This is a genomic window from Candidatus Binatus sp. (genome assembly GCF_030646925.1).
GTDB lineage: Bacteria > Desulfobacterota > Binatia > Binatales > Binataceae > Binatus.
Genome location: NZ_JAUSKL010000067.1, coordinates 22,348 through 37,643, shown reverse-complemented (window position 1 = coordinate 37,643; position 15,296 = coordinate 22,348). Strand labels below are relative to the sequence as shown.

Below are 15,296 nucleotides of genomic sequence, written 5' to 3'. Positions count from 1 at the left end.
TCGCTAATAACGGTTTCGCCTCAAGGAGATTTCCCGTGGACTTTAATATCCCCGCTGATATCAGCGCCTACCTCAAAGAACTCGACGCCTTCATCGAAAAGGAAATCAAGCCGCTCCAGGCCGAGAACGACAACGAGCGATTTTTCGATCATCGCCGCGAATGGGCTCGCACCGATTTCGAGCGCGACGGCCTGCCGCGCCACGAATGGGAAGCGCTGCTCGCCGAGATGCGCCGTCGCGCCGACAAGGCCGGCCATTATCGCTACGCACTGCCCAAAGAATACGGCGGCAAGGATGGCACCAACCTCGGGATGGCGATCATCCGCGAATACCTCGCCGCCAAGGGCCTCGGCCTCCACAACGATCTGCAGAACGAAAGCTCGATCGTCGGCAACCTGCCGACGGTCCTGATGTTCCGCGATTTCGGCACCGAAAAACAAAAGAAGGATATCATCCCTAAAATCCTCGACGGCTCGATGCGCATCGCGTTCGGCCTCACCGAGCCCAATCACGGCTCTGACGCCACCTGGATGGAAACCCGCGGCGTGCGCGACGGCGACCACTGGCGCATCACCGGCGCAAAAATGTGGAACACCGGCCTCCACGTCGCCACTCACGACTTCGTCTTCGCCCGCACCAGCGGCAAGGACGGCAGCCCGCGCGGCATCACCTGCTTCATCGTCCCGACCAACAGCGCGGGCTTCAAAATCGAAGAGTATCTCTGGACCTTCAACATGCCGACCGATCATCCGCGCGTTTCGTTCACCGACGTGATGGTGCCGGCCGACGCGACCCTCGGCGATCCTGAAAACGGCCTCGCGCTCGCGCAGCATTTCGTCCACGAGAATCGCATTCGCCAGGCCGCGTCATCGCTTGGCGCCGCGCAATACTGCATCAACGAGAGCGTGAAGTACGCCAGGATTCGCAAGCCCTTCGGCAAGCCGCTCGCGTCGAATCAGGCAATCCAGTGGCCGTTGGTCGAGCTCCACACCGAAGCTGAGATGCTCCGCAATCTCCTTTACAAGACCGCCTGGCAGATCGATCAGATGTCCAAGCCCGAGGTCGCGCTCAAGATCTCCGACAAAGTCGCGATGTGCAATTTCCGCGCGAATCGCCTCGTCTGCGACGCCGCCGACCGCGCGATGCAGGTCCATGGCGCAATCGGCTATTCGCGCCACAAGCCCTTCGAGCACATCTTCCGCCACCATCGCCGCTATCGCATCACCGAAGGCTCGGAGGAAATCCAGATGCGCCGCGTGGCGCAGTACCTGTTCGGCTTCTTCAAGGACGGACGCGCCGGCCAGGCCGACGCATGAAATTCTGTCATTCTGAGGCGCCGTCCTCCTGTTACAGCGAGCCGACGACCTCCGGTCATTGCGCGCCGCCTTCTTCTCCCTCTCCCGTTATTTTACGGGAGAGGAGGCCGAAGTCGCGGCACGCGACGAGGCAGGTGAGGGTGCCGGATCGCTTGCAAGCCCATCCGCGCCTTGATCCGTCTCCCCTTCTCCGTCATCCCCAGCGGAGGCTGCCGAAGTCGAGGGATCTCAATGCGTGCGTCGCCCCGATTCCTGGCGATTTCGCTGCGACAGCCGCGCACCGGACGAATCAAGGTCCCCTCGCAACCCCAAAGTTAACCGATGACCGCCGATAACTTCGCCGACAAACTCCAACTCGCCGTCGCGCGCCACATCGGCCCGCCCGGCGCCATCCACGATCTCCAGCGCCTCACCGGCGGCGCCAACAAAACTACCTGGTCCTTCGACGCCGATGTCGCCGACCGCCAACGCTTCATCCTCCAGATGTCCAGTATTGCGATCACCGACGAGCCCGACCCGCTCGCCGGCGTCTCACCGCATCTCACTGCCGAGGAGGACGCCGCCTTCATGCAAGCCGCCGTCAAGGTCGGCGTGCCCGCGCCGCGCGTCCGCGCGATCCTCGACCCATCCGACGGCCTCGGCGCCGGCTACGTCACCGAACGCGTGGACGGCGAGACCCTCGCCGGCCGCATCCTCCGCGACGATCGCTACGCCAATGCGCGCAAACTAATGACCAAGCAGTGCGGTGAGATCTTGGCGACCATTCACACCATCCCGCTCGCCGACGCTCCCTTCCTGAAACGCTTCGATCCCGGCCAACTGGTCGCGGCGCAGCGCAAAATCCTCGCGTACCGCGGCCTCCATCTTCCCGCCCTCGAATGGGGCCTCCGATGGGCCGCCGAAAACGCGCCGAAAAATCCACGCGTCACCGCCGTCCACGGCGATTTCCGCCTCGGCAACTTCATCGTCGGCGAAGAGGGCATCCGCCTGCTGCTCGATTGGGAAATTGGACAAGCCGGCGATCCGATGCAGGATCTGGCCTGGGTATGCGTCAAAACCTGGCGCTTCGGCGGGCCTAAGCCGGTCGGCGGCTTCGGCGCCCGCGAGGAACTCTTCGCCGCCTACGAGCACGCCAGCGGCCACCGCGTCGATCCCGCGCAGGTCCGCTTCTGGGAAGCGTTCGGCAGCGTCAAGTGGGCCGTCGGATGCCTCGGGCTCGGCACCCGCGGCGTCGAAGAAATGAACGTCGAGCGATGCGCCATCGGCCGCCGCATCGAGGAACCGCTCTGGGACTTTTACAACCTGATCGAAGGCCGCGACTGACTATTTCAGCGATTACTTCAGTGACTATTTGACTGGGTATCTAATTACTATTTGACTGACTACCCTATCGCAGGAAACAACTGACTATGCCGCGCAGCATGCCCGATTCCACGATCCTCCTTAAGGCTGCGATCAAGTACCTCGAGGAAGAGCTGATGCCCACCCTTGGCGCCTACCATCGCTTCAAGACCCGCGTCACCGCCAACGCGCTCAACATCGTGCGGCGCGAGCTCGAACTCCGCGATACCCAGGCCGCCGCCGAGCACGATCGCCTGGTCGAATTGCTCGGCCACGACGGCGAGGTCGAGGCGCTCAGCGCCGAACTGGCCGAGAAAATCCGCACCGGCGCAGTTCCGCTCGACTTGCCCGGCCTCCGCGATCACCTCCACCAATCGCTCTCGGACGCCTTGTCGATCAACAACCCCAAATGGCTCACCCGCTGAGCCACCGCGGCCATTTGTGTTAGTGCCTTAGTCCCTCATCCATCGTCGCGTAAACCTCAATGATTCCCTCCGTACACCACCGGCGTCATTCTGAGGCAACTATCTGATCGCGTCGCGCATCACGGAGTCATCAACTGTATCCGTCGATCGCCGACGCGCCGCCGCATGCCGACTTCCGATAATCTCAGCCCCAGCTCGATCCTCGCCTTCTTCCGCGACGCGCCGTGGCTCAACCGCCGCTCGCTGCGCCTCTATCCGCGAATTCTTCTCGCCGTCTTCACTCTCGCGGCGATCGCCTGGCTGATTGCCAGCGCCGGCCTGCGCGATCCCCATGGACATCCGATCGGCGCCGACTTTATCGACCCCTATGCCGCGTCGTGGCTCGCGCTTCACGACCAGCCCGCCGCCGTTTACGATGTGCAGCGCCTCTGGGCGGTCGAGTCCGCCGCGACGTATCGAGGCGTCGGCTACGCCGGTTTTCACTATCCACCCACTTACTTGCTGATAATTCTGCCGCTCGCCGCGATGCCTTATGCGTGGTCGCTGCTGCTATGGACCGTCGTCACGCTCGCGCTCTACGCCGCCACGATGCGGCTGATCGATCGTGATCGCGACGCCGATGCGCTCTGGCTCGCGCTCGCGTTCCCGGGCGCGTTCGTCAATCTGACCAGCGGCCAGAATGGTTTCCTCACGCTCGCTTTGCTCGCGGCGGCCTGCTCGCGATCGATTCGCGGCCGATTCTCGCCGGCGTGCTGTTCGGCCTGATGACTTACAAGCCGCAGTACGCAGTGCTGATTCCGCTGTTCCTGATTGCGACCGGCCGCTGGCGAGTGCTCTGGATCTCCGGCGCAACGACGATGCTCTTCGCGGCGATGTCGCTCGCGATATTTGGAACCGCAACCTGGCGCGCGTTCTTCGGCAGTATCGCGTTTACTCGCGTGGTCGTGCTCGAGCAGGGCGGCAGCAGCTTCGGCAAGTTGCAGAGCGCGTTCGCCGCGATGCGGCTCTGGGGCGCCGGCGTGCACATCGCGTATGCGGCGCAAGCGATCGTCGCAAGCGCCGCCGTGTTCGCGTTGCTCTGGATTTGGCGGCGCACCACTAGATTCGAGATTCAGGCCGCCGCGCTCGCGACCGGCGTGATGCTGATGTCGCCGTACATGATGGACTACGACCTCGTGCTGCTGGCGTTGCCGATCGCGTGGCTCAGCCTCGACGGTCGTCGCACCGGATTCCTGCGCTGGGAGAAGTCGATTCTGGCGTTTGCCTGGATGCTCCCGATGTTCGCGCGCACGCTCGCAATTGATTTCAGGATTCCGCTCGCGCCGCCGCTGCTCCTCGTCCTGCTGGCGCTGATCGTCCGCCGCTCCGAATCTCAGCGGAAGGCGGACCATTTTAAAGCGGGGGCTTCCGGTTGCGATGAAGATGCGCGCTCCGCGCTGTTAGAAGTATGAGTTAGGCAAAGTGTTTCCCGTGAAACATTCCTCCGGAGGCCGAAACCTCATGCAGGTTTCGGACTTCCCGTTGGGATGAGGATGCGCGCTCCGCGCTGTGAGACAGGATTCCTAATCCTGGGCCGTGGGTTCGAATCCCGCAGGGGGCACCAGGAATTCCCGACCTGATGATTCGGGTTTAGTTTCGAAATCGAGACGATGCCATCAGGAAAACAGAGCTATGGCGTCGTTCGGCAGCCGCGCCGCCGTGATACAATCTGTTCCGAGCGAATGGAAACGGCCACTTCAAATCACCTGTGCGGATGATCCAGACTAACGCTACGCGGCCGCACCGTTCGCGGATAAGGATTCTGACGACGTTGGCGCTATTGCTCTTTTTTGCCCTTGCGGCGCGATCGCCCATATCCGCTAATACGGCGGCTCCGTCCACCGCGATACGCCCTTCAATTCAAGCGACTCGGCAAGTGACGGCTGCCAGTGCGGCGACAGCCACGTCTGAGTCGCTGCCTGCGCAGACCCCTACGAGCGCGCCCAGCAGCCGCGACACATCTCCTGCGGCTCACGACGGCGGCTATACCGGAAGCGCTATATTGCTCGGCCTATTGAGCGGCGTGATCGGATCGTTGATTAGTGCCATCGCCTCCACCTGGTACTTGCCAAAGCGGCAACACGAATTTTGGCTGCAACAGCAGCACGTGGGATTGTGCATGAAAGCCTACGAGAAATTGATGGAAATCGTGGACGAATTTGAGAAGCAAGTCTATTACAGCAACCAGCGACCTGGATCTGACTTCACTAAAAGACAACTCTCGATAGCCGGAGACATCCGCGTACTGTTCGGCGAGTCACCTGCTTGGCAAAAGTTTGTAATTCTCGACACCTTCATGACTACTTCGTTGCCCTCCGAGAAGACAGGCGGAGACGCAGTTCGTGTTCGCGATAACGCGCCGCCGAAATACTCAGACTTCGTTCGCGTTCGCGATAACGCGCGAACCGCGTTGCTGCACTACATCGGAATCAGGCCAACGCCGCTTCCAGAAGCGACCGTCGCCAGTTCCGGTCGCTGACCCAGCCCTTGTCGTCTCGCGGCAGAGGACCGTCAAAACATGTGACGCCGAAAAGGTGAACACACGGCGCGGCCGCGTGGCGGAGATTCATCAGTTCAGTATCCAAAAGGTGGGACCGACCTGAGCACGTAGGGGTAGACGAGGTAGAGAAGAAACGAGGTATTAGCGAGAAGCATCGCAGCTAGAACAGTCGCTTGTATCCGATCTCTCGGGTAACCCTTTCGCATTAGACCGCTACCTATAATCCAAAAATTAGTCAAAAGAGCGATTCCAAAGACAAGTGACAACCAAGGATTTGGGCTAGCTTTGGCAACTTGCTCCGATGCCGACCGGATTTGACCTGGAAATCGGAGCGCAAAAATTTCTCGCTGTCCTTCAATGGTGCCCACGACAGAGATTTGGCTGTCAGCAGTTCCGGCATACATGATCTGGACAACAGCGCCGTCTCCCTTTTCGAGGATTTGCCAGGAGACTGGCACCAGTCCCTCGTTCGACCGATCCATGCTAAGCGAGATTCCCGCAACGCTTCTGCTCACCTTTTGGATGTTTGCCCTCAAGATGGGGCAGGGCGGCTTCACAACAATGCGTATACTATCTAAGATAGCCTCTCGCTTTATCGATTCACTTCCACGGTTCCAAATGGAAATCTGAGCGGCCGTTACACCTCCCTCAATTTCGCGACCATTAAAAAGGACGTGAATATCGGTCGAGACGTGGGGCGTGACTATGGAAGCGCGATTTGGATGCACATAGAATGCAAGTTCCCGATATTTTTGGCTCGCGATATAGAAGTACACGCCCGCCGCTAGGGAAAGCACGTTCAAGATCAGACTGAAGCCGACAACCCACGGATTCGTCATCCAACCCTTCGAGTCTGCTGCTGGCGTATCGTCGTTCATTCTAAGACTTCACTTTGGATTCGGCGTTCGACGTATGACTTGGCATCGCCAGATGTTAGGCCAATAAACGCGAGAGCGACACTGGCGGCTGGGATTCACGAACAGTGAGTTAGCAAACTGCGGCGTGGCCGACAAATGGCGCTCGGAAAACAATCAGCGCGTCGCGGCATTCAGAGATGCGCTTGCTTTACCAGAGCATCTCCCTTTTCCTATTCTAACAGGGCGGAGCCCGCATCTTACGTTAAACGGGAAGCCCGAAACCTGCGGGAGGTTTCGGAAAAATCTTTCTTCCCTGCATCCGGCTCATCGAAGGGGCGTCCATTTCAGGGCCGGCATCAGCTCGTCCGAGTATCGCGCCCGCGACGTCTATCCCGATCGCACGAGTTTATCCGGCGAGTATGCCGAGGGTTGGGAGTTGGCGGCTCGCCGTGTTATTGAATCGATTCACGACGTTCCAGGAGGCCAACGATGAAAATCTCGATGTTCCACCTTATGCCGTATCGCGATCTGCCTGCGGACTTCGAGCAGAACTATCACTCGGTGTGGGTCGATCCGCCGTATTGCGAACTCGCCGATTCGCGCAAAGTCGGCCAATACTACAACTGGACCCTCGATGAACTGATTCACGCGGCCAAACAGGGAATCGACGGGATCTGCACCAACGAGCATCATCAGAACGCCTACGGATTCATGCCGAATCCCGACCTGATGGGATCGATTCTCGCGCGCGCGACCAACGGTACCGATGTCGCGATCGTGCAAATGGGCTCGACCCTGCCGACCTCGAATCCGCCGATTCGGGTGGCCGAAGAGTACGGCATGATCGATTGCATCAGCGGCGGCCGGTTGGTTGCCGGGATGCCGCTCGGGACCTCGCAGGACGTGAATTTGTGCTACGGAATCTCGCCGATCGAGCAGCGCGAGCGCTATTACGAGGCGCACGACTTGATCATGAAGGCGTGGACCTCGCGCGAGACGTTCGCGTGGAACGGCAAGTACTTCAAATTGCCGATGGTGAATCTGTGGCCGCGCCCGATCCAGCAGCCGCATCCGCCGGTCTGGATTCCGGGCAGCGGCAGCCTTTCGACCTGGGATTTTACCGCCAAGCACGATCACTGCTACTGCTTCCTGTCCTACTGGGGCAACAACTTCGGCAAGCGCGTGATGGACGGTTTCTGGGATTTCGTCGCGAAGGGCAATCACGATCCCAATCCGTATCGCGCGGGATTTTTGCAGTTGGTGGCGGTGTCAGAAACCGACGAACAGGCGGAGAAAGACTACTACAAGCACATCCGATATTTTTACGACAAATGCCTGCATATCCTGCCGGAATATTTCCCGGTCGCGGGCAATCAGGACTACAAGAGCCTGGTCAACAGCGTCACCAAGCTGAATCCGCAGATGTTCGATCTGGTCAATAAGATCCCGAACTGGAAGTACAAGGATTTCGTCGAGAATCAGTTCGTGATCGCCGGCTCGCCGGCGACTGTGCGGCAGCAATTGATGGAAGCGGTCAAGAAACTGCGCGTCGGCAATCTGATGGTGCTGCTGCATATCGGCTCGATGCCGCATGATCTGACGATCAAGAACATCGATCTCTTCTGCAAGGAAGTGCTGCCGCATTTCCGTGGCGTGTGGGACGGCGAATGGGAAAACAAGTGGTGGCCGGAATCGCTCAAGGGCAAGCGCAAGGGCTTCGATGGCAACGGCGCGCAGGCCGCGGCGCGCTGAGATCGACATAATTCGAATTCGAGCGTTTTTGTGTCATCCCGAGCGAGCGCAGCGACGAGGGAACCCGGATCCGGGATTCCTCGCTGCGCTTCGGAATGACACGGATGGACGAGCGTCGTCGCGCACAAATTCCGAGCCAAGGAAAGGAACTAACTGAAAATGGCCACTGCAAAAGAACAGCAGCTCAGCGTGTGGGGCGACCGGGTACATCCCAAGGTCAGAATAATCGGCAGCGGCGCGCCGCTCGTCTATCTGCACGGCGGCTACGGCCCGATCGAGTCCGAACTGCTCGACGAACTGGGCAAGACCTTTACCGTCTATGCGCCCGAGCATCCGGGAATCACCACCGGCGACGAGGATGCCTACAAGGCGCTCGACGACATGTGGGATCTGGTCCTCTACTACTATGATCTGTTCGACAAGTTGGGGCTCAAATCGCCGGCTGTCGTGGGCCATTCGTTCGGCGGCATGATCGCGGGCGAAATCGCGGCGACCGATCCGACCCGGGTCAGCAAACTCGTGCTGGTGAGTCCGCTCGGGCTCTGGCGCGACGATTCTCCGATTCGAAATTACATCGTGACGCCGCAAACCGAATTGCCGGCGCTGCTATACAAGGATGAGCATCATCCGGCGCTCAAGCGAATCATCCTGAACCCAGAGGATCAGGAGGGCTTCATCCGCATCACGTGGGCGCTCGGATGCACCGGCAAGTTCATGTGGCCGATTCCCGACAAGGGCTTCGCCAAACGGATGCATCGCGTGGCCGCCCCGACGCTGATCGTGTGGGGCAAGGACGACAAGTTGCTGCCACAGGTGTATGCCGACGAATTCAAGAAAGGCATTCCCGGCGCGAAGGTCGATCTGGTCGCGGGCGGCGCGCATATGATGCCGCTCGAGGAGCCAGCGAAGCTCGCCGCGACGATCGCAAAGTTTCTGAAGTGACCGCGGCGTCGCCGCTTGCCAAGCCTGCTAGGCTCGAATACTCCAGAGGGGTCGCTCGCAAACAGGCGATACGGCTCCTCGATAGGTAGAGAATCGAATCAATGAAGCGCAGCTATTTCAAATTGTCGGGCCTTGCATCGTTCGTCGCGATCCTCGTCTTCGCGTCGGCCTGCAACGGCTCCAACGCGGATGGACAACCAGTGAGAAACACAGGGCACTACGCAATTATCGAAACTGAACGCGGCACGATCGTCGTCGAACTTTATCCGAAGGTTGCGCCCAAGACGGTCGCGAACTTCGAGAAGCTCACCACCGATGGCTTCTACAACGGCCTGAAATGGCATCGCGTGGTCCCCGAGTTCGTTATCCAGGGCGGCGATCCCGACGGTACCGGCACGGGCGGTCCCGGCTACAAAGTGCCCGCCGAGATCGACAAGAATGAGCATCATTTGCGCGGCTCGCTCGCGACCGCGCGGACGGGCGACGACGTCAATCCGCAGCGCGAGTCGAGCGGCAGCCAGTTCTACATCTGCATCGAGCCGCAGCCGGGTCTCGACGGCCAATACACGGTCTTTGGCGCTGTTATCAAGGGCATGGACGTGGTCGATCAGATCAAGCAGGGCGATCACATGAAGAAGATCACGCTCGCGAAGGAGCCGCCCAAGTAGCGCGAACCCTCGCGCGGCGAACACTGTCACTATGCCGGAATCAGGAAGCGGGCACCCGCATCCCGCGGGGCCCTACTTCAGCGTCGATCTGCATCTGCACACCAATCGCGGCAGCTCGGACTCGAATCTTGCGCCGAAGGATTTGGTCGAGCGCGCCCGCGCGATCGGAATCGGCGCGGTGTGTATTACCGAGCATGACACGATGTGGGACTCCCGCGAGATCGCGGAGATGGCGGCGGACTCGGGCGTGATTTTTCTCCGCGGGATGGAAGTCACCACCGACATGGGGCATATCGGGGCGTTCGGCCTCGAGCGCTACATCGGGGGAATTTACAAGCTCGCGGAATTGCGCCGTGTAATCGACGGCGAGGGCGGCTTTCTCGTCGCCAATCATCCGTTCAGGTACAAGCTCGACCCGCGCTTCTCGTTTATCAATCCCGATCACGAACCGATCGATCCGACCTTTCCCGATCGTGCGGCGAAGCTCAAAATTTTCGGACTCGTCGATGCGATCGAAGTGCTGAACGGCGCATGTAGCGAAGACGAAAATGTTTTCGCGCTACAAGTCGCGCGGCATCTCGGGATGGCGGAAGTCGCGGGCTCGGATTCGCATTCGGCGGGCTCCGTTGGATGCGTCACGACGCTGCTCGACGCGCCGGTGAAGACCGAGCGCGACTTGATCGACGCGATCAAGGCGGGTCGATGCCGTGCCGGCCGCGGCCTTCTGAAAAATGCGCTCGCCCGGTTCGATCTGCCGGATTATCTGCTCCCGCAATAGGACGGTCACCCAGGTCGCCGTGCATCTTTCCTTTCATTTCGTCTCTCAGCCAAATTGAAAGGAAAATTCAACTTCCACGCGATGAAATATTCTTGAATTGATCGCGCTTTGCGGCGCGCGTCATTGTCTGCCCGCCAATCACTGCGATAAACTGCTCGCGCCGCAGCTGTTTTTTACCGATGAGTACCAACAAGGATCGCCTCGCGTTGATCGAAAATCTCTCCGCCATCAGCGGGGAGCATTCCGACGACTTGCGCGACACACTGGACCGCGTCGTCGAGACGATCGCCAATGGCATGGAGGCTGAAGTCTGCTCGCTCTATCTGTTCGATCCGCAGCGTGAGCGCGTAACGCTGCGAGCGACTATCGGGCTCGATCGTGAGTCGGTCGGCAAAGTTTCAATGCGCATGGATGAAGGGCTCGTCGGGATGGTGCTCGAAAAGCAGGCGCCGGTTTACGTACCCGACGCGATCAGCCACGAGCGCTACAAGTATTTTCCCGAGACCGGCGAGGAGCGCTACCACACATTTCTCGGCGTGCCGATTCAGGACGGCCGCAAGAAGCCGCTCGGGGTGCTGGTCACGCAGACGCTCGAGCGCCGCAAATTCACGCGCAGTGAGATCCGCCTGCTCAGCACCGCGGCCAACCAGGTCGCACAAATCCTGTCGCACTTTCGACTGCGCGAGACGCTTGCGACCAAGGAAAAGGAACGGCTCGAATATCGCCGCCGCATGATCGAGGCGAATCGCCAGCTCAAGGACTACGAGAAGGTCGGCGGCAAGACGCGGGTCGCGACGCCGATGAAAATCCGCCGCCCGCGCCTGGTCGGACTTTCCGCCTCGCCCGGATTTGCGCAAGGCCACGCGCATATCGTCGGGACTTTTCTAAGCACCGTCGAACGCAATCAGCGCTCGCGCGATCCAAAGTTGGAAGCGCGCCGTCTCGAAGATGCGCTCGTCCGATCCAGGCACGAGCTCGGCGTGCTGAAGACCCGGATGGAGCCGATGATGGGCTACTCCGATCTGCAGATCTTCGACGGCCATCGCATGATTCTCGAGGATGACGAATTCATCGGACGCATCCGGCAAGCGATCGCCGACGGCTACACCGCCGAGAGCGCGCTGTTTCGCGTGATCGAGGAACTGAGCGCCTCGATGCTTGCGGTCGCCGACAGTTATCTGCGCGAGCGCGCGACCGATTTTCGCGACGTCGGCCATCGCGTGCTGCGCCATCTCCGGCAGGAAGACAAGAAGGGCGCTTTTGCCAAGGCGACGATCATTGTCGCGGAGGAGCTGACGCTCTCGCAGATGACGCTAGTGTCGCACGAGAAGCTGGTTGGCATCGCGCTGCAATCGGGCGGCGTCACTTCGCATGCGGCGATCCTGGCGCGCGCGTTTGAGATTCCGACCGTGGTCGGCGTCGAGCATCTAATGGAATCGATCGTCGAAGGCGATCAACTGGTGCTCGACGGCAACTCGGGCGTCGTTTACGTCAATCCGAGCGCCGAGATCGAGCGTGACTACGTCGGACTGTCGAAGCGCTATGAAGCCTTCAAGAAGGAACTGATTGAGGAGGGCGACGAACCGACCGCGACCCGCGACGGGCATCGCGTCATGATGCTCGCGAATATCGCGCTGCTGCCAGACGTCCATATGGCGCTGCGCTACGGCGCCGAGGGGATCGGCCTGCTGCGCTCCGAGTTTTCCTTTCTCACTTACGAGGATTTTCCCGACGAGGAGCAGCAACTCGCGCTCTACAACCGGATACTGGAGCAGGTCGGCAAGCGTCCGGTGACGATTCGCACGCTCGATATCGGCGCCGACAAGTATCCGCCCTACATGCGGGTGCCGCGCGAAGAGAATCCATTTTTGGGCTGGCGCTCGATTCGTATCTCGCTCGAGATGTCGGGACTGTTCAAGGTTCAATTGCGGGCAATCTTGCGCGCGGCCGCGCGCCACAACGTGCGGATTCTTTTTCCGATGATCTCGAGCCTCGAGGAGTTGCGCCGCGCCAAGGAATTGCTCGCCGAGTCGCAAGCCGAGCTGTTCGCCGAAGGCCTCGAGCACAATCCGCAAATCGAAGTCGGCATCATGGTCGAAGTGCCGTCGGCGGTGTGGCTCGCGCCACGCCTCGCCCGCGAAGTCGATTTCTTCTCGGTTGGCACCAATGACCTGATTCAGTACCTGCTCGCCGCCGATCGCAACAATCCGCGCGTCGCGCATCTCTACGAGGCGCTGCATCCCGCGGTGATTTCCGCGATCGCCGAAGTCGTCAATGTCGCTCGCGCCGCCGACAAGGAGGTATGCATCTGCGGCGAGATGGCGAGCGACCCGTTGGCGACGTTATTGCTAGTCGGTATGGGCCTTGACGAAATGAGCCTCAGCCCCCTCTTTATTCCGGTGGTGCGAAAGGTGATTCGCGCGGTAGACTATCAAACTGCGCGGCTCATCGCTCGCGAAACGCTGCAGATGGCCACCGTGCAGGAGGTCAAGGGCTACCTGGTTGAGCGCTACCGGGATTTGGGGCTGATCAACCTGGTCGAGATGTATCGTTGATCCGAATCCCCGGCCCGGAATTGGTTAGTGTTTAGCATCCACTTTTATCTTGAAATCTTGACTGGTCGGGTCTGGGATAGTTTACTCTGACCGACTGGTTAGGTATCGTCGATGAAACAAGATAAGGTGGGGTGGAAGAGGAACTGTTGATGGTATTGCTTGCTTTTTTTGGAATATTCCTCGTCTTCGGCGCAGCGGTACTCTACTGGCTGCTCGGGACGAGTCGCTACGGCGGAAATCGCTCGACGGTCACGCTGCAATTGACGGCAACCCAAGCCGCGCTCGCCCACGGGGCGGTCAAGCCGGAGCCCTGCCGCACAATCCGGGTTTATTTCATAAAACCCTCCCGCTACGACGAGGAGGGCTACGTCCAATATTTCCGCTATGGCGTCCAGCCCAACAACACTTTGACCGTCCTGACCGCCCTGAATGAGGCGTTCAACAAGCGCTGCGCCGGCGAGCGCAATGTCCGCCTCGAGACCGTCATCTGGGATGAGATATGTGACGGCATCGTCAGCCCCCAGACCATCACGGCAATCAAGGAGAAGGCGCGCGAGGATGGCGTCGAGTTGCTGATGGGGCTGGCCGGCGTGCAATCGAATCAGTATCCGCGCGGGCGCGATCTCGCGTTGCAATTTGTCGCCGAGGGACTGCCCACCATGATGGGTGGTTTTCACGTCAGCGGGTTCCCCGATTCATGCAAATTTCTAAACGAATGCGGCGTCACCACGGTGGTCGGCGAGGCGGAAAATATCTGGGGCGCGATCGTCGAGGATTTTCTCCGCGGCGACCTGCAGAAGCATTACACCGTGACCGAAGGTATCCGCGCCAAGACCGGCCAGGACGACATCATCGTCCCGCTGATTACCGACTCGCTGCTGCCGGTGCTCGACGATCGATATCTAACGCGATTTTTTAACGAATCGATGACCACGCTCGATACCTCGCGCGGATGCCCCTTCACCTGCTCGTACTGCAGCGTAAAAAATGTGATGGGGCGCACGATGCGCTCGCGCGAACCTGATTCGGTCGTCAGTTGGGTGCGCGATGCGTGCCGCAATCACGGTATCGAATCGCTGTTCCTGGTCGATGACGACTTCTTCCGCTCGCCGCGATGGGAAGAAATTCTGACCGGCCTGATCGACGTGAAGAAAGAGTACCCGAAACTCTCCTTCATGATGCAGGTCGACGTGGACGCGTCATGCTACGCGAATGTCGCCGAGGGCGAGGCCGAGACCGCCAAGCATCGCCGCAGCCGCAAATTTACCGAACTGGCCGCCGCCGCCGGATGCTACCAGGCATTCGTCGGAATCGAGTCGCTCAATCCCGACAATCTGAACTTCGCGACCAAGTATCAGAACACCGACGATCGCCAGCATAAGTGGAAAATCGAAGCGGCGCGCGCCCACGTGATCGACAAGTACAAGCGCGTCGTCGAGAACTGGCACAAGGTCGGCGTATCGGTGCATGCGGGCTACATGCTGGGCTTCCCGTTCGACGGCCCCGATTGCGGACGCGTTGCCGCGGCGACGCTCAAGAAGATCGGCTTCGATATCGTGTCGTTCTTTATCATGACGCCGCTGCCGGGCACCGAAGACCAGGTCCGTTTCACCAAGGAAGGCTCGATTATCGATTGGGATTTCAACCAGCTCGACTCGCAGCACGTGACGCTGAAGCACGAGAAGCTCGACACGGAAAGCTGGCTCGGCGCGTATCGCGATGCGTTCCTCGGTTTCTACTCGATTCCGCGCTTGCTGCACACGATTTTCACCGTTTGCGCAGGCCGTAATCTCGACGCCGAGTCGCGTCGCGCGGTGCTCCGCCAGTTCACCTATTATTTTTTCAGCTACCGGCAGGGGCGCCATCCGATGGTTGGCGGCATCTGGCCGATTCGCCGCCGTGACGTGCGCCGCGCCACCGTCACCGATGACGAAGCGCGCCGCTTCTATCTCGGCAAGCGCTTCGACGCGATCCTGCGCGGCGACGGCGAAGAGGGCTTCGCCGCAGCGCCCGCCTGATCGAGCTGACAAGAACTATCGAATCGTAAAGGCCGGCGCGATCCTCAAAGATCGCGCCGGTTGTTTTTGGCTCAGGCTATGAAAACGCGCTTGCGCACTCCCTCC

At 60.1% G+C, this 15,296-nt stretch carries 11 protein-coding genes and 1 pseudogene; 11 read left to right on the top strand and 1 reads right to left on the bottom strand.

Annotated elements, in window-relative coordinates:
* The first annotated feature begins 35 nt into the window (after positions 1 to 35).
* The 5 genes and pseudogenes from Q7S58_RS11695 to Q7S58_RS11670 all read left to right on the top strand — a co-directional run bounded on the left by Q7S58_RS11695 (position 36) and on the right by Q7S58_RS11670 (position 5,600).
* Positions 36 to 1,316, top strand: coding sequence for an acyl-CoA dehydrogenase family protein (locus Q7S58_RS11695; RefSeq protein WP_304825388.1), 1,281 nt, complete (start codon positions 36 to 38; stop codon positions 1,314 to 1,316).
* Positions 1,317 to 1,637: 321 nt separating this feature from the next.
* Positions 1,638 to 2,639, top strand: coding sequence for a phosphotransferase family protein (locus Q7S58_RS11690; RefSeq protein ID WP_304825385.1), 1,002 nt, complete (start codon positions 1,638 to 1,640; stop codon positions 2,637 to 2,639).
* A 98-nt stretch (positions 2,640 to 2,737) separates the two neighbouring features.
* Positions 2,738 to 3,082 carry a DUF6285 domain-containing protein gene (locus tag Q7S58_RS11685; RefSeq protein WP_304825382.1) on the top strand — a complete coding sequence of 115 codons (345 nt, stop codon included), beginning with the start codon at positions 2,738 to 2,740 and terminating at the stop codon, positions 3,080 to 3,082.
* A 165-nt stretch (positions 3,083 to 3,247) separates the two neighbouring features.
* Positions 3,248 to 4,533: pseudogene (locus Q7S58_RS22185) on the top strand (glycosyltransferase family 87 protein).
* 359 nt (positions 4,534 to 4,892) lie between these two features.
* A complete protein-coding gene (locus Q7S58_RS11670) occupies positions 4,893 to 5,600 on the top strand; it encodes a hypothetical protein (RefSeq protein ID WP_304825374.1) in 708 nt (235 codons plus the stop codon).
* 95 nt (positions 5,601 to 5,695) lie between these two features.
* Here Q7S58_RS11670 and Q7S58_RS11665 read toward each other — a convergent pair whose 3' ends face one another.
* Positions 5,696 to 6,499, bottom strand: a complete 804-nt coding sequence (locus tag Q7S58_RS11665; protein WP_304825371.1) for a hypothetical protein — start codon at positions 6,497 to 6,499, stop codon at positions 5,696 to 5,698.
* Positions 6,500 to 6,967: 468 nt separating this feature from the next.
* Between Q7S58_RS11665 and Q7S58_RS11660 the strand changes: the two genes are divergently transcribed.
* The 6 genes from Q7S58_RS11660 to Q7S58_RS11635 all read left to right on the top strand — a co-directional run bounded on the left by Q7S58_RS11660 (position 6,968) and on the right by Q7S58_RS11635 (position 15,191).
* The gene (locus Q7S58_RS11660) at positions 6,968 to 8,230 is read left to right on the top strand and encodes an LLM class flavin-dependent oxidoreductase (protein ID WP_304825369.1); all 1,263 of its coding nucleotides are present in this window, start codon (positions 6,968 to 6,970) and stop codon (positions 8,228 to 8,230) included.
* A 159-nt stretch (positions 8,231 to 8,389) separates the two neighbouring features.
* A complete protein-coding gene (locus tag Q7S58_RS11655) occupies positions 8,390 to 9,172 on the top strand; it encodes an alpha/beta fold hydrolase (protein WP_304825366.1) in 783 nt (260 codons plus the stop codon).
* A 101-nt stretch (positions 9,173 to 9,273) separates the two neighbouring features.
* Positions 9,274 to 9,840, top strand: a complete 567-nt coding sequence (locus Q7S58_RS11650; RefSeq protein WP_304825363.1) for a peptidylprolyl isomerase — start codon at positions 9,274 to 9,276, stop codon at positions 9,838 to 9,840.
* Positions 9,841 to 9,871: 31 nt separating this feature from the next.
* Positions 9,872 to 10,618, top strand: a complete 747-nt coding sequence (locus Q7S58_RS11645) for a CehA/McbA family metallohydrolase (protein ID WP_304825360.1) — start codon at positions 9,872 to 9,874, stop codon at positions 10,616 to 10,618.
* 179 nt (positions 10,619 to 10,797) lie between these two features.
* The gene (ptsP, locus tag Q7S58_RS11640) at positions 10,798 to 13,173 is read left to right on the top strand and encodes a phosphoenolpyruvate--protein phosphotransferase (protein WP_304825357.1); all 2,376 of its coding nucleotides are present in this window, start codon (positions 10,798 to 10,800) and stop codon (positions 13,171 to 13,173) included.
* Positions 13,174 to 13,322: 149 nt separating this feature from the next.
* Entirely contained in the window at positions 13,323 to 15,191 is a 1,869-nt protein-coding gene (locus Q7S58_RS11635; protein WP_304825354.1) for a radical SAM protein, read from the top strand.
* The last annotated feature ends 105 nt before the right edge of the window (positions 15,192 to 15,296 follow it).